At 71.7% G+C, this 15,311-nt stretch carries 13 protein-coding genes; 10 read left to right on the top strand and 3 right to left on the bottom strand.

What is annotated here, in order from left to right:
• Positions 1 to 259: 259 nt before the first annotated feature.
• From OG199_RS18805 to OG199_RS18795, 3 genes are all read right to left on the bottom strand, one after another.
• Positions 260 to 919, bottom strand: a complete 660-nt coding sequence (locus OG199_RS18805; protein ID WP_351722209.1) for a response regulator transcription factor — start codon at positions 917 to 919, stop codon at positions 260 to 262.
• Between the two features lie 275 nt (positions 920 to 1,194).
• Positions 1,195 to 2,550: a sensor histidine kinase gene (locus OG199_RS18800; RefSeq protein ID WP_405830407.1), complete on the bottom strand. Its 1,356-nt coding sequence runs from the start codon at positions 2,548 to 2,550 to the stop codon at positions 1,195 to 1,197.
• Between the two features lie 499 nt (positions 2,551 to 3,049).
• A complete protein-coding gene (locus OG199_RS18795; protein WP_405830406.1) occupies positions 3,050 to 4,327 on the bottom strand; it encodes a sensor histidine kinase in 1,278 nt (425 codons plus the stop codon).
• A gap of 344 nt (positions 4,328 to 4,671) precedes the next feature.
• On the opposite strand from OG199_RS18795, the gene OG199_RS18790 reads away from it, so the two are divergent.
• The 10 genes from OG199_RS18790 to OG199_RS18745 are packed head-to-tail and all read left to right on the top strand — an operon-like array spanning position 4,672 to position 15,139.
• Positions 4,672 to 5,064 carry an NADH-quinone oxidoreductase subunit A gene (locus OG199_RS18790; RefSeq protein WP_356279055.1) on the top strand — a complete coding sequence of 131 codons (393 nt, stop codon included), beginning with the start codon at positions 4,672 to 4,674 and terminating at the stop codon, positions 5,062 to 5,064.
• Entirely contained in the window at positions 5,055 to 5,774 is a 720-nt protein-coding gene (locus OG199_RS18785; RefSeq protein WP_405830403.1) for an NADH-quinone oxidoreductase subunit B, read from the top strand. Before OG199_RS18790 ends, OG199_RS18785 begins: the two co-directional genes overlap by 10 nt.
• Positions 5,771 to 7,285, top strand: coding sequence for an NADH-quinone oxidoreductase subunit C (locus tag OG199_RS18780; protein WP_405830401.1), 1,515 nt, complete (start codon positions 5,771 to 5,773; stop codon positions 7,283 to 7,285). Before OG199_RS18785 ends, OG199_RS18780 begins: the two co-directional genes overlap by 4 nt.
• Positions 7,282 to 8,250 carry a complex I subunit 1 family protein gene (locus OG199_RS18775; protein WP_153289159.1) on the top strand — a complete coding sequence of 323 codons (969 nt, stop codon included), beginning with the start codon at positions 7,282 to 7,284 and terminating at the stop codon, positions 8,248 to 8,250. The genes OG199_RS18780 and OG199_RS18775 overlap by 4 nt, the downstream gene beginning before the upstream one ends.
• Before the next feature lie 2 nt (positions 8,251 to 8,252).
• Positions 8,253 to 9,035: a NuoI/complex I 23 kDa subunit family protein gene (locus OG199_RS18770; RefSeq protein WP_405830399.1), complete on the top strand. Its 783-nt coding sequence runs from the start codon at positions 8,253 to 8,255 to the stop codon at positions 9,033 to 9,035.
• On the top strand, positions 9,032 to 9,631 hold the full coding sequence (locus tag OG199_RS18765; protein WP_356804492.1) for an NADH-quinone oxidoreductase subunit J: 600 nt from the start codon (positions 9,032 to 9,034) through the stop codon (positions 9,629 to 9,631). The genes OG199_RS18770 and OG199_RS18765 overlap by 4 nt, the downstream gene beginning before the upstream one ends.
• Complete coding sequence (nuoK, locus tag OG199_RS18760; RefSeq protein ID WP_401805442.1) at positions 9,631 to 10,071, top strand: NADH-quinone oxidoreductase subunit NuoK; 441 nt, start codon at positions 9,631 to 9,633, stop codon at positions 10,069 to 10,071. Before OG199_RS18765 ends, nuoK begins: the two co-directional genes overlap by 1 nt.
• On the top strand, positions 10,068 to 12,059 hold the full coding sequence (locus tag OG199_RS18755; protein ID WP_356804494.1) for an NADH-quinone oxidoreductase subunit L: 1,992 nt from the start codon (positions 10,068 to 10,070) through the stop codon (positions 12,057 to 12,059). Before nuoK ends, OG199_RS18755 begins: the two co-directional genes overlap by 4 nt.
• 6 nt (positions 12,060 to 12,065) lie before the next feature.
• Positions 12,066 to 13,643: an NADH-quinone oxidoreductase subunit M gene (locus OG199_RS18750; RefSeq protein ID WP_356804496.1), complete on the top strand. Its 1,578-nt coding sequence runs from the start codon at positions 12,066 to 12,068 to the stop codon at positions 13,641 to 13,643.
• Entirely contained in the window at positions 13,640 to 15,139 is a 1,500-nt protein-coding gene (locus tag OG199_RS18745; RefSeq protein ID WP_405830396.1) for an NADH-quinone oxidoreductase subunit N, read from the top strand. Before OG199_RS18750 ends, OG199_RS18745 begins: the two co-directional genes overlap by 4 nt.
• Positions 15,140 to 15,311: the final 172 nt, after the last annotated feature.

Below are 15,311 nucleotides of genomic sequence, written 5' to 3'. Positions count from 1 at the left end.
GCGGCCTTCCCGAAGGCCTTCCCAGGACCAACCCTACGTCCGTAAGGGTCGCCTTCCCTCGGCGGTTCGCATGATGGACACCGTTTTGAGACGATTCGACGCCCTGACTTGTCATGATTTGCTCGCCCCCCGATTCTTCTCCCGAAGATGCTCCCCGCTCACCCCCTGGTTCTCACGCCGGCCTTGCGTCGACCTCGTGCGAACCTCGTACCGGTCTTCCGGCCACCGCTTTCCGCATACCTGACACAGTGTCAGCCATTCAGGAGTTGAGGTAGGTCAGAACCGCCAGAACACGCCGGTGATCCCCGTCGCTCGGGGACAGCCCCAGCTTCAGGAAGATGTTGCTGACGTGCTTCTCGACCGCTCCGTCGCTCACCACCAGCTGCCGCGCGATCGCCGAGTTGGTCCGGCCCTCGGCCATCAGCCCCAGCACCTCCCGCTCACGGGGCGTGAGCCCGGCCAGCACGTCCTGCTTGCGGCTGCGCCCCAGCAGCTGCGCGACCACCTCGGGGTCGAGCGCGGTACCCCCCTGGGCCACCCGCACCACCGCGTCCACGAACTCGCGCACCTCGGCGACCCGGTCCTTGAGCAGATAGCCCACACCACGGCTGGAACCGGCCAGCAGTTCGGTGGCGTAGCGCTCCTCCACGTACTGCGACAGAACCAGCACCCCCAGTCCGGGGTGGTGCTTGCGCAGCTGCACGGCCGCCTTCACGCCCTCGTCGGTGTGGGTCGGCGGCATCCGTACGTCGGCCACCACGACGTCCGGCAGCGCGCCCTCGGCCGCCAGCTCGGTGATGGTCTTGATCAGTGCGTCGCCGTCACCGACACCGGCCACGACGTCGTGCCCACGGTCGGTCAGCAACCGGGTCAGGCCCTCCCTGAGCAGCACTGAATCCTCGGCGATGACCACCCGCACCCTGTCCTCCACGATGTTTCGGCCCCCCACAGCCCGTACCCGGCCGGCGCCGGTTGCGCCCCGCTCGTACGACAGCCCTCAGCATTCCAGCATTCGGACCGTCGGGCGCCCGGGCAACGGGAATCGCCGGGGGGAGAGGGACGGGGGGTGGCGCGGAGGGCGTCATCGGGCGTCGCGGGCCGGGGGCAGGGGGTGGGTGTGCGAGGCCCGGCTCGTCGTGCGCGCGCCGCACCCGGTGCACTCTCCGTGCCGCGCCGCCACCCTCCGCGTCCGGCTCAGCCCCGCCAGGGCAGTTCCGCCGTGATCCGGGTGGGGCCGCCCGGGGCGGAGTCCACCACCAGAATCCCGTCCACCGCGTCCAGCCGCTCCGCGAGCCCCGCCAGACCCGAGCCCGCCGAGACGTCGGCGCCGCCCACGCCGTCGTCGACGACCTGAAGCATCAGCCGGTTCTCGATGCGCCAGACGTCGACCGAGGCCCGGGTCGCCCGCGCGTGCTTGCTGATGTTCTGCAGCAGCTCGGAGACGGTGAAGTAGGCGATCCCCTCGATCGCCGGGGCGGGCCGGGCGGGAAGGTCCACGTCCACCGCCACCGGCACCGTGCAGCGCGAGGCGACCGAGGAGAGCGCCGCGTCGAGACCGCGGTCGGTGAGAACGGCCGGGTGGATGCCGCGGGCCAGATCCCGCAGCTCCTGCAACGCCGTCTTCACCTCGCCGTGCGCCTCGTCCACCATGCGCGCCGCGGCGCGCGGGTCCTCGGTGAGCTTCTCCTTGGCCAGGCCGAGTCCCATCGCGAGGTTGACCAGCCGGGCCTGTGCCCCGTCGTGCAGATCCCGCTCGATGCGCCGCAGGTCCGCCGCCGCCGTGTCGACCACGACCCCCCGGTCGGACTCCAGCTCGACCACCCTGGTCGCCAGCCGCGACGGCCCGAGCAGCCCCAGCACCAGCAGCCGGTCCACCGTGGTCAGCGCCCGTACGATCCACGGCGTCGCCATGGTGATCAACAGCCCCAGCAGCGCGGTCACGGTGATCTCGAAGGGGTTGTCCAGGTAGATGCTGTGGGTGCCGTCGCCGTAGAGCTGAAGGCCGCCCTGGCCGCCGTAGACCGGGAAGAGCCAGAACCACAGCGGATACGTCAGCATCGCCCAGCCGTACGCCCAGAAGGTCAGCGCCACCACGAACGAGAACACCGCCCACGGGAACTGCACCACCGCGTACAGCAGGTGCCGCCACGACGCGCCGCTCTTGAGGATCGCCCCCATCCAGGCCATCGCCCCCGACCTGCGCACGAGTACGCGCTCCGGCGAGGCCACCTCCACCCCGAGCAGCCCCCGCGCCCGCGCACGCTCCAGCGCGCCGAACCCGCGGCAGCCCGCCAGTGCGCCGGCGAGCACCGGGACCCCCAGGAAGGTGATCAGGAGGCCGGCGCCCAGCGAGAACATCGTGACGGCGAACGTGAACATGGCGATGCCGAGCGGCAGGCCGAGCATCACGTAGCCGAACTCGCGCCAGCTGCGGGCCTCGATCGGCGCCCGCAGCGGTGCGGGGAGGCGGTGGCGCCGCTGCCCCGCTGCCGCCCCGTGGAATCCGGGCCCGCTCCCGTGCCCGTACCCCTGTCCGTACTCCGTGGCCATCGGCGTCGTCCGTTCTACTCGTCCTGCTCGTCGGCTCGTACCTCAACTCTGCTGGCCGCGGAGCGTGGGGAACATGGAGCGGGTCGGCCTCTTGGGGCGGGGGTTTTCCCTACCCCGGTCTTGGTCGTCGGGTCGCCATGGCTGTCGGTCGCTTGGCTGTCGGGTCGCCTGGTCATCGGGCTGCCGTGGCTGTCGGGTCGCCATGGCCATCCCACGTCGCTACGGTCGTCGCGTTCGTCGCGTTCGTCGCGGTCAGCGGGTGACCGGGGTCGCCCGGGTCCCCCGAGGCACAGGGGCGCCAGGGTGCAGGAGTGCGGGGGCGCCGGGGTACCGGGGTGCGGGGCTCGTGGGTCCCCGAGGCACCGGAAGTACAGGGGCACCGGGCCCTCGGGGTACGGCGGCGCGCTCGGACCCGGCCCGGTGCGCCGGCCTGGCCGGGCCCGGGCCCGGGGACCGATCCGCACGGCACGCCCTACCGCGCCGATCCGCACGGCACGCCCTACCGGGTCGGCTCGTCCTGCCGGTCCCGCCAGGGCAGTTCGGCCGTGATGGTGGTCGGGCCGCCGGGCGGCGAGTCGATGACGAACAGCCCGTCCACCGCGCCGAGCCGGTCCGCGAGCCCCGCCATCCCCGTACCGCCGTCGAGCCGGGCGCCGCCGCGCCCGTCGTCCTGGACCTGGATGAGCAGCCGCTGGTCCGTCCGCCACACGTCGACGGACGCCGACCTCGCCCCGCTGTGCTTGCTGATGTTCTGCAGCAGCTCGGAGACGGTGAAGTAGGCGATCCCCTCGATCGCCGCGGCCGGTCTCGACGGCAGGTCGGCGGTCACCTTCACGGGCACCGTGCAGCGCGTGGCGACCGAGGAGAGCGCCGCGTCGAGACCGCGGTCGGTGAGGACCGCCGGGTGGATGCCGCGGGCCAGGTCGCGCAGCTCCTGCAGGGCCAGCTTCACCTCGCCGTGCGCCTCGTCGACCATGGCCGCGACGGTCTCGTCGGCCTGGCCCTCCAGGAGTTTCTCCTTGGCCAGGCCGAGTCCCATCGCGAGGTTGACCAGCCGGGCCTGTGCCCCGTCGTGCAGATCCCGCTCGATGCGCCGCAGGTCCGCCGCCGCCGTGTCGACCACGACCCCCCGGTCCGACTCCAGCTCGGCGATGCGCCGCTCCAGTTCGTCGGAGGGCGACAGCAGCCCGCGCACCATCGCCCGGTCCACGTTGGTCAGACCGCGCGCGATGAACGGCAGCACCGGCCACAGCACGAAGAGCGACGTCAGCGTGACCGCGAATGTCAGCACACCCCACGGCAGTCTGATCAGGTCGTACAGCACCGTCCGCCAGCCCACCGGGTCCTTCAGGCTCGACCACAGCCAGGCGAAGAAGCCGGTCCGGCGCACCGGCAGCGGGCTCGGCTCGTCGATCCGCAGACCGAGCAGCGCCCGTGCCCGGGCCCGCTCCAGCTTGCCCAGCTGCCGTGCGCCCAGCAGGCCGCCCGCGAGCAACGGCAGTCCCACCACCGTCACCGCGAGCGCCGAGCCCGTGGACACCATCGTCACGACGTACACGAAGCCGAGGATCGAGACCGGCAGATTGGCGAGCAGGTGCGCGATCTCCTGCCAGGTGCGGCGGCCGAGGGCGAGACGGGGGGACGGCAGCCGGTCGCCGTCGGGCGTCCCGCCGGGCGTTCCATCGGACGGGGCGTCGGGCGGCGCGTCGGGTGTCCCGGCAGTCGTCCCTGAGGGTGTCCCGCCCGGCGGGACGATCGCGGTGATGCGTTCGGTCATATTCGCTAGCCTGCCCGGCGGCGAGCCGCCGCGCCATGAGGTGAGCCGCCCCGATCCACTGGGGAAAGCCCTACCTTCGTGAGGCTCCGGGCTGTGCCGGGCGCCGGCCTGCGGTCCAATGGAAAGCGATCGCGAGAGACGGACGAGAATCGCGTGGCGCACGAGCCGGACGAGTCCAGCACTCGACCATGACGTGTCCACGATAGCCAGGGTGTGACGGCCTGCTTACCGTTTCTTTAGCAGGCCCTAGACTCCCGTCCGTACAGATCGTCGAACAGGGCGTATCGCAGCGTGCGCGATAGGCGCACGGCGGGCGCCACGAGGTCAGGGAGCGAGGGGCTGACGTGCCGGAACCGACCGTCGTCGCGGCGGGCTACTTCCAGTCCTACTCGGTCGTCGGACTGCTCGCCGTCGTGGGCGTGCTCTTCGTCGCCGTCGCGTTCGGGGCGGGCCGACTGCTGCGGCCGGTCGTCCCCACACCCGAGAAACTCCTGACGTACGAGTGCGGCGTCGACCCCGTCGGCGAGGGCTGGGCCCACACCCAGGTCCGCTACTACGTCTACGCGTTCCTCTACGTCATCTTCGCCGTCGACTCGATCTTCCTCTTCCCCTGGGCGACCGTCTTCGCCGCTCCCGGCTACGGCGCCGCGACGCTCGCGGAGATGTTCATCTTCCTCGGCTTTCTCGCCGTGGGACTGCTGTACGCATACAAGAAGGGCGTCCTCACATGGACGTGACCCCCAAGACCTCGGGCCAGACCTCGGGCAAGATCTCGGGCAAGCCCTCGGAGCAGCCGGTCCTGCTGCCGGAGCCGAAGCGGCTGGGCGTGCTCTCCCGCCTCGCCCCCGAGCCCATGAAGGTCGTCCTGAACTGGGGCCGCCGCTACTCGCTCTGGGTCTTCAACTTCGGCCTCGCCTGCTGTGCGATCGAGTTCATCGCCGCGTCGATGGCCCGGCACGACTTCATCCGGCTCGGCGTGATCCCGTTCGCGCCGGGCCCGCGCCAGGCCGACCTGATGGTGGTCTCCGGCACGGTCACGGACAAGATGGCCCCGGCCGTCAAGCGCCTCTACGAGCAGATGCCCGAGCCCAAGTACGTCATCTCCTTCGGCGCGTGCTCGAACTGCGGCGGCCCCTACTGGGACTCGTACTCCGTCACCAAGGGCGTCGACCAGATCATCCCCGTCGACGTCTACGTGCCCGGCTGCCCGCCCCGGCCCGAGGCACTCCTCCAGGGCATTCTCAAGCTCCAGGAGAAGATCGCCAGGGAGTCGCTGGGCGAGCGCTACGGCTCTTCGCAGCGGCCGTCGGCGGCCGCGCTCCAGAGCGGGCTGGTGGCCCCGCCGGCCGCGACGGGCGGGGAGACCCGGACGTCCGTGGAGACACCGGTCTCCGGCCAGGACGCGGTCTCCGGCGGGAATCCGGCTTCCGGGGAGGGTGACAAGTGACCGGCTGGCTCCCCGCACCCGTCGAGGAACTCTTCGGCCCGGAGGCCACGGCCGAGGAGTCGTACGACGTCCTGACCGTCGACGTACCGCCCGCTTCCTGGACCGCGGCCCTCGACACGGCCCGGACCACCCTCGGCTGCAGCTATTTCGACTGGCTGAGCGCCGTCGACGAACCGGGTACGGGCTTCCGCGTCGCGGCTCACGTGGTGGCCCTGTCCCCGGTACGCCGCCTCCTCGTCCGTACGACCGTCCCGCACTCGGCACCCGTCCTGGCGTCGGCGGTCTCCGTGTACGCGGGCGCCGGCTGGCACGAGCGCGAGACCCACGAGATGTTCGGCGTGACCTTCGAGGGCCACCCCGGCCTCGACCCGCTCCTCCTCCCCGAGGGCTTCGAGGGCCACCCCCTCCGCAAGGACTTCGTCCTCGCCGCCCGCGTGGCCAAGGCGTGGCCCGGTGCCAAGGAGCCGGGGGAGTCCGACCACGGCGGTCCGAAGCGCCGCCAGATGCTTCCGCCCGGTGTTCCCGACCCCAACGACTGGGGTCCGCTGAAGGGCCAACTCCCGCCGGCCCCCGCCCGTCCGGCCCGGGGCGGCGCCCGCGCCGCCGCCGGTGACCGCCCGGTGCGCCGGGCGCGTACGGCGGGAGACGGCTCCGCCAGCCAGACGCCCACCGCCGGCGCGGGTGGCGGTGCGGCAGGGGTCGACGCCGGTGCCGGTGCCGGTGCCGGTGTCGATGCGGGTGCGGGTGCGGGTCCGGGTGTGGGTGCCGGCACGGGTGCCGCGGTGCCGCCCCGTCGTGCGCGCAGTGCGAGTCAGGGTTCCGCGAGCCAGAGCCCCACGGGTCGGGCTCCCGAGGGTCGAGGTTCCGCGGATGAGCGGACCGCGGTCCCGGACGCCGAGGGGCGGACGGCCCCGGCCGCGCCTGCTGGACCGCGCCGCGCGCGCCGTGCCGGCCAGGGATCGGCCTCCCAGCGGTCCGGGGGGACGGGGGACACCCCGGCGGTGACGCCCGTGAGTACCGACGGGCCGACGGCCTCCGCTGCGCCGGCGAGGCCCACCGCGCCCCGCGACTCGGACGCTCCGTGGCACCACGCCCGCCCCGCCTTCGAGGAGCCGAGACCAGAACCGCAGCCGGGGACGCAGTCGCAGCCACGGTCGGAGCCGCCTTCCGAGGACACGGCTGAGCGCACGGCTCAGGACACGGCTGAGGGCACGTCCGAGGAAGCGCCGGAGAGCCCGACCGGGCCGACCGAGCCGGCCGAGCCCACCGAGTCGGCCGAGAGCGCGCCCGAGGACTCGTCGAAGAGCACGACCAGAAGCACCCCGGAGTCCGAGCCGAAGCCCTCCGCCGAAGCGGAATCCGCCCCGGAGCGCGCACCCGGTCCTGACCCCGCACCTGGTCCCGACCCCGCACCCCCTTCTGACTCCGCCCCCACGCCTGACCGCGCACCCGACCCCACCCCCGGCGAACGGCAGCCCGACCCCGACGAGCCCTCTGGAGGCACGCAGTGAACGACGCCCTCGACGTCGCCCTGCGACTCGTCGTCGTCTTCGTCGTCTTCCTGACGTTCCCCCTGATCGTCGGTCAGACCGAGCACAAGGTGATGGCCCACATGCAGGGCCGCCTCGGCCCGATGTACGCGGGTGGCTTCCACGGCTGGGCCCAGCTCGTCGCCGACGGCGTGAAGTTCGCGCAGAAGGAGGACATCGTCCCGGCGGGCGCGGACCGTCGTATCTTCCAGCTCGCCCCTGCCGTGGCCCTCCTCCCGTACCTCCTCGTCCTGCTCGCCATTCCCATCGGTCCGGGCGAGGGCGCCGTCGGCGAGGTCGTCGACGCGGGCATCTTCTTCGTCCTCGCGGTGATGGGCGTGGGCGTCCTCGGCTCGCTCATGGCGGGCTGGGCCTCGGCCAACAAGTTCTCCCTCCTCGGCGGCCTGCGCACCGCCGCCCAACTGCTCGCGTACGAACTCCCGATGCTGCTGACCGCCGCCTCCGTCGCGATGGCGGCCGGCACGGTCTCCCTCCCCGGCATCGTCGACGCGTTCCAGTGGTGGTGGCTGCCGTGGCAGATCGTCGGCGCGATCGTCTTCTTCGTGGCGGGCCTCGCCGAGCTCCAGCGTCCCCCCTTCGACATGCCGGTCGCCGACTCGGAGATCATCTTCGGCGCGTACACCGAGTACACGGGCCTGCGCTTCGCGCTCTTCCTCCTCGCCGAATACGCCGGGATCGTCGTCCTGTGCGGTCTGACCACCGTCCTCTTCCTGGGCGGCTGGCACGGCCCTTGGGGCGCGGACGGCCTCGGCTGGGTCTGGACCCTGCTGAAGACCGCGATCCTCGCCTTCGTCGTGATCTGGCTCCGCGTCACCTATCCCCGCCTGCGCGAGGACCAGCTCCAGAAACTCTCCTGGACCCTCCTCGTCCCCCTCTCCCTCGCCCAGATCGCCCTCACCGGCATCGTCAAGGTGGTGATCTCGTAACCATGGCTCCCCTCCCCGGCTCAGGCCTGGCCAAGGGCCTGGCCGTCACCCTCCGCACGATGACGAAGAAGACCGTCACCGCGCAGTACCCGGACGTCCAGCCCGAACTGCCGCCGCGCTCCCGCGGTGTCATCGGCCTCTTCGAGGAGAACTGCACGGTCTGCATGCTGTGCGCCCGCGAGTGCCCGGACTGGTGCATCTACATCGACTCCCACAAGGAGACGGTCCCGGCCGCCGCCCCGGGTGGACGCGAACGCAGCCGCAACGTCCTCGACCGTTTCGCCATCGACTTCTCCCTGTGCATGTACTGCGGTATCTGCATCGAGGTCTGTCCCTTCGACGCGCTGTTCTGGTCACCGGAGTTCGAGTACGCGGAGACCGACATCCACGAACTCACCCACGAGCGCGACAAGCTGCGCGAGTGGATGTGGACGGTCCCGGCCCCGCCCGCCCTCGACGCCGGCGCCGAGGAGCCGAAGGAACTGGCCGCAGCCCGCAAGAGCGCCGACAAGCTCGCGGCCGAGGCCGAGAAACTCGCGGCCCAGGCAGCCGAGGCGGCCGAGGCCGAGAAGCTCGCAGCCGAAGCGACCGAAGCGACCGAAGCGACCGAAGCGACCGAAGTAGCAGAGACGGCTTCTGCGGAGACGGCCACCCCGCCCGCGACGTCCACCGGGTCCACCGGGTCCGCCGGGTCCGCCGAACAGGCGGCCGGGACCGAGCCCCGGACCGGCCCCCCGGCCTCGGACCCGTCCAGGCCCGCCGCACCACAGGAAGGTGACGCGTGAGCCCCGCAGCAGCCACGGTCCTCGCGACGCACGCCACGACCACCGCCGCCGGGAGCCACGGCTTCCTCTCCCCGACCGGTGTCGAGATCGCCTTCCTCCTCGTCGGCCTGGTCACCTTCGGCGCCGCGATCGTCACCGTCACCACCAGGCAACTGGTGCACGCCGCCCTGTGGCTGGTGGTGACCCTCGGCGGTCTCGCCGTCGAATACCTCCTGCTCACGGCCGAGTTCATCGCCTGGGTGCAGGTCCTCATCTACGTCGGTTCCGTCGTCGTCCTCCTCCTGTTCGGCCTGATGCTCACCAGGGCCCCGATCGGCCGCTCCCCGGACGCCGACTCCGGGAACCGCTGGGCCGCCCTGACCGTGGCCGTCGCCGCGGCCGCCGCCCTGGTCTGGGTCGTCGTCGACGCCTTCCGCACCACCTTCGTCGACCTGGCGGGTCCCGCAGCCGGCTCCACCGAGGTGACCGGAGCGAGCCTCTTCCAGAACTGGGTGCTCCCCTTCGAAGCGCTGTCCGTCCTCCTCCTCGCCGCCCTGGTGGGGGCGATCGTCCTCTCCCGCAAGGCGAAGTCCTCGGAGAAGGAAGAGGCCCGCTGATGCACCTCGTCTATCCCGCCGTGCTCGCCGCCCTCCTCTTCTGCACGGGTCTGTACGGAGTCCTCGCCCGCCGCAACGCGATCCTGGTCCTGATGTCCGTCGAGCTGATGCTCAACGCCGTCAACCTCAACCTCGTCGCCTTCGACGTGTGGCTCTCCAAGGCCGCTCGCGACACGCTCCACTCCGGGCAGGCCCTGACCCTGTTCACCATCGCCATCGCCGCCGCCGAGATCGGCATCGGCCTGGCGATCGTCCTCGCCGTCCACCGCAACCGCGGCACCTCGGACATCGACAGACTCCGCGACACCGCCGAGGGCCCCGGAACGGGCCCCGACGACGGCGGCCCCGACCGTCACGGCCCGGACGGTGCCGGCCCCGACGACGACGGCCCCGAAGGAGCCCCCGTCCCGGCAGACGAGAAGGCTGAGGCCGCCGCGTGACCACGACCACCCTCGCCGTCCTCGTCCCCCTCCTGCCGTTCCTCGGCGCCGTGACCGGACTCCTCCTCGGCCGCACGGCCCCAGGCTTCGTCCGCCCCCTCGCCGTACTCCCGCCCCTCGCCTCCCTCGCAATCGCCGTCCTCGTCGCCGTGCGCCAGGGCGGCGACCAGGCCGTCAGCGCCGCCACCGAACTGACACCCACCGGCTCGGTCCCGGTCGAACTCGCCCTGTACATCGATGGCTTCGCCGCCCTCGTCGCCGTGCTCGTCGGCGTCGTCGCCACCTGCGTGCAGATCTACTCGACGGGCTATCTGCGCGACGACCCCCGCTACCCCTCCTACGCCGCTCTCGTCTCCCTCTTCACCTCCGCGATGCTCCTCGTCGTGTACTCGGGCGACCTGATCGTGCTGCTGGTCGGCTGGGAAGTCATGGGCATCTGCTCGTACTTCCTGGTCGGCCACTACTGGGAGACCCCCGAGGCCCGCGCCGCCTCCCTCAAGGCCTTCCTGGTCACCAAACTCGGCGACGTCCCCTTCCTCATCGGCCTGTTCGCCCTGGCCACCGACGCCGGGTCCTTCCGCATCACCACGGTCCTCGGCACCGTCGCGAGCGGCGGACTGCACCATCCGACGCTGATCGCCCTGCTGCTCCTCGCCGGTGTCGCGGGCAAGTCCGCGCAGTTCCCGCTGCACACCTGGCTGCCCGACGCCATGGCGGGCCCGACACCCGTCTCCGCGCTGATCCACGCCGCGACGATGGTCGCCGCCGGTGTCTACTTCGTCGCCCGGCTCCTCCCCGTCTTCCAGGCCTCAGCGGCCGCGATGACCGTCCTCGCCGTCATGGCCGCCGTCACGATGGCCGGCTCGGCACTCGCCGCACTCGCCCAGGACGACATCAAGCGCGTCCTCGCGTACTCCACGATCGGCCAGCTCGGCTACATGACCGGCGCCCTCGCCGTCGGCGACCGCGGTGCCGCCGTCTTCCACCTCCTCGCGCACGGCGCCTTCAAGGCGCTGCTGTTCCTCGCCGCCGGCGTGATCATCCACGCCTCCGGCACCAACTCACTGGCCGTCATGTCCCGGATGAAGGACCTGCGGACCCGCGTCCCGGACGCCTACTGGACGATGACGGTGGCACTCCTCGCACTCGCGGCGATCCCTCCGTTCAGCGGCTTCTTCTCCAAGGAGGCCGTCCTCGGCGCCGCCGAACACGTCGCCACCGGCCACACCGAGCACGCCCCCGGCGCCGCGGGCTGGATCGTCCTCGTCGCCGGTCTGATCACGGCCGTGCTCACCGCGGCGTACGCCACCCGACTGTGGCTGCTGGCCTTCCGCGGCCGGGGCGCCGAGGCCCCCGACCACGGCAGGCAGCCCGTCACCATGACCGCCGTCCTGTGGGTGCTCGCCGTCCCGTCGCTCGCCTTCGGCCTGCTGTACGGGACGCTGCCCGACTGGTTCGACGGCCGCGACCTGACACCGGTACTCACCACCTCCGTCCTCGGCACGGGGCTCGCCCTGGTCGGCGGACTCGTCACCTACGGCGCCTGGCGGCAGACCACCGTGCTCGCGGCCCGCGTCCCGCTGGGCGCGGTCGCGGCCCACCCGGACGCCGACGCCGGACAGGTCGAGGCCGAAGCGATCGCCAGCCACGAGCCCGCCTTCGGAGACGTGGCCTACGCACCCGACCCCGCGGACCCGGGCCGACTGCTGCTCGGTCCGCTGCACCGGCACGCGGCCGTCGGCTTCCACCTCGACGCCGTGTACACCGTGCTCTTCGTCCGCCCGGTCCAGGCCGGAGCCTCGCTCGTCCGGTTCCTCGACCGCGAGGTCGTCGACACCTACGTACGCGCCGCGGGCGCCCTACCCCGCTGGCTCGGCGCCGCCGTACGGCGCGCGCAGACCGGCAATGTGCAGACCTATGTGAGCGCGCTGCTCGCCGGCACCGTCGTCCTGGTGGTCGCCGCCCTCCTCGTCGCCACGGGAGCGTGAGCTGGCGTGATCGATATCAGTGAATCCGTGATGCAGATCCTTCTGGCGTTCATCGTCGTCGGACCGCTCATCGGCGCCGCCGCCGCTCTGCTGCCGGCCCCGCCCGGACTGAAGGGGAAGTCGCCCGGACAGGCCGTGCTGCGGCACGGTGTGATCGTCACCGGCGCGGTGCTCATCGCGGCGATCGTCCTCGCGCTCGGCTTCGACCACGACCACCCGTCGAAGATGCAGGCCACGACGGACATCAGCTGGATCCCCGCACTCGACGTGCGGATCCACCTCGGTACCGACGGCATTTCCCTCCCCCTCCTGGTCCTGACCGCGCTGCTGACCTTCCTCTGCGCGCTGTACAGCTACTTCAAGATGCCCGCGGGCCCGACCCCGAAGGCCTTCGTCGCACTCGTCCTCGTGCTCGAGTCCGGCACCCTCGCGACCTTCGCCGTCCTCGATCTGCTGCTGTTCTTCCTCGCGTTCGAGATGGTGCTCATCCCGATGTACTTCCTCATCGCCCGCTGGGGCGGTGCGCAGCGGCAGGCAGCCGCCTGGAAGTTCATCCTCTTCACCCTGCTCGGTTCGGTCGTGATGCTGCTGGGCCTGCTCCTGATCGGAATCAAGGCGGGCACGTTCGACATGGTGGCACTCGCCACTGACAACGGCCGGTCGCTGACCACATCCGTGCAGGTCATCGCCGTTCTGGCGATCGGCATCGGGCTTGCGGTCAAGACGCCGATGTGGCCGCTGCACAGCTGGCTGCCGGACGCGCACACCGCCGCGCCCACCGTCGGCTCGGTGCTGCTGGCCGGCGTGCTGCTGAAGATGGGCACGTACGGTTTCGTCCGGATTCTGCTGCCGGTCGCGCCGGAGGGCCTGCACACCTTCGCCCCCTACCTCGCCGCCTTCGCCGTGGTCGGGATCATCTACGGATCCCTGGCCTGTCTGGCCCTCGTCAGACAGGGTGCGAAGGGCGATCTCAAGCGGCTCATCGCCTACTCGTCCGTCGGCCACATGGGCTTCGTCCTGCTCGGCATCGCCACGATGACCCCGACCGGCGTGAACGGCGCGCTGTTCGCCAACATCGCCCACGGCCTCATCACCGGCCTGCTCTTCTTCCTCGTCGGGGCGCTGAAGGACCGCACGGGCACGACCGACCTCGACACCCTCGCCGAGGAGACCGGAGCCGCGCTGTACGGCAAGGCCCCGCGTCTCGGCGGCCTGCTCGCCTTCGGCGCCGTCGCCTCGCTCGGACTGCCGGGCCTCGCCGGGTTCTGGGGCGAGATGCTGGCGCTGTTCGGCGCGTTCAAGCCCGCCGACGACCTCAGCCGCCCGGCGTTCCTGACCTTCATGGCCGTCGCCGCCTTCGGCACCCTCCTCACCGCCGCGTACATGCTCCTCGTCGTACGCCGGGTGTGCATGGGCGCGACCCCGCGGCCGGACGCCCCGAAGCTCGCCGACGTCCACAGCTACGAGTTCGCGGCCTGGACGCCGCTCGTCGTCCTCACCGTCGTCGCCGGCCTGTGGCCCAAGGCCCTCCTCGGGCTGACCGACCCGGCCGTCCAGCAGCTCCTCGCAGGAGGCACCCGATGAGCTCCATGGTCCAGTCCGTCGACTGGCTCGCGATCGCGCCGCCCACCATCACCGCGGTCGTCGGACTCGTCGTGCTCGTCGCCGACCTCTTCGTGGGCGACGGCAGGAAGGCCCTCCTCGGCTGGGTCTCGGTCGCCGGACTCGCCGCGTCCGCGCTCATGCTGCTGCCCCTCCTGGACGGCGACCGCGCCACCTTCTGCCTGACGGGTGACACCAACCTCTGCAGCTACACGGCGGACCGCTTCACCCTCGTCATCCAGCTCCTCGTCCTCGGCGGAGCGCTCCTCGCCGCCCTGCTGTCGGTCACCGCCCTGAAGGACGCCGACAAGGGACTGCCCGAAGGTGAGTACTGGTTCCTGCTGCTCTCCTCGGCCGCCGGCGCCGCCCTGCTGCCCGCCTCGCGCGACCTGGCGACCCTCATCGTCGCCCTGGAAGTCGCCTCACTGCCCGCCTTCGCACTCGTCGGCATCAAGCACGGCGACAAGAAGTCCTCCGAAGCGGCCCTGAAGTTCTTCCTGTCCTCGGTCACCGCCACCGCCGTGAGCCTCATGGGCGTCAGCTTCGTCTACGCCACGACCGGCTCCCTCTACCTCACCCGGATCGCGGACGAGATCCAGCACGTCGACGGACAGTTCCACACGCTCGCCCAGGCCGGCGTCGTCCTCACCCTCGTCGGCTTCGCCTTCAAGACGGCCGCCGTGCCCTTCCACTTCTGGGTGCCCGACACCTACGTGGGGGCGCCCCTGCCGATCGCCGCCTACCTGTCGGTCGTCGGCAAGGCGGTCGGCTTCTCCGGACTGATCCTCGTCACCGTCGTCGCCTTCCCGTCCTACGCGGACGTCTGGGGCCCGGCGCTCGCCGCGCTGGCCGCCCTCACCATGACCGTCGGCAACGTCGGCGCCCTGCGACAGCAGGCCACGCGCGCGTACAGCGCGGTACGGCTGCTCGCCTGGTCCTCCGTCGGCCAGGCCGGCTACCTCCTGGTGCCGATCGCGTCCGCCGCCTACTCCAAGGACGCCGAGAAGGCCATCGGATCCACCGTCGCGTACGCCCTGATGTACGCGGCCGTGAACCTCGGCGCCTTCGCGGTGGCCGCCCTCGTCGCCCGCACAAGCCCTCTGAACCGCATCAGCGACTACCGCGGGCTGTATGCGAAGAGTCCCCTCTCGGCCCTCCTCCTCGGCTTCTTCCTGCTCTGCCTGGCAGGACTGCCGCCGGGCATCATCGGGCTCTTCGCGAAGGTCACCGTCTTCTCGGCGGCCGTCGACGCGGGCCTCGGCTGGCTCGCCGTGGTCATGGCCGTCAACGTCGTGATCGCGCTCTTCTACTACCTCCAGTGGACGACCCTGCTCTTCCGCTCCCCCGAGGGCGAGGCCGAGAGGCACCCGGTACCGGCCCCGCTGACCGCGGCGATGGCCCTGACGGCGGTCCTGGGAATCGCCCTCTCCGGGGCGCCCCAGCTGATCCTGCGCTTCTCGTCGACCGGCCTGTTCTGACCTCCGCGGGGCATCCGCACGTGCCGACCGCGGGCCTCCCGCGCGCGTGGGGTGACGTCGGCGGTCACCCGGACGGCCGACACGCGCTGCGGTGCGCACAAGGGAACTAGTGCTCCCCGCCTGGCGTTGACCAGTACGGGAGGGTCCACTGAAGAGTGGAAGCAGAGCATCA

It is taken from the genome of Streptomyces sp. NBC_01176 (genome assembly GCF_045039825.1).
Lineage (GTDB): Bacteria > Actinomycetota > Actinomycetes > Streptomycetales > Streptomycetaceae > Streptomyces.
This window is presented reverse-complemented; position numbering and strand designations above follow the sequence as displayed.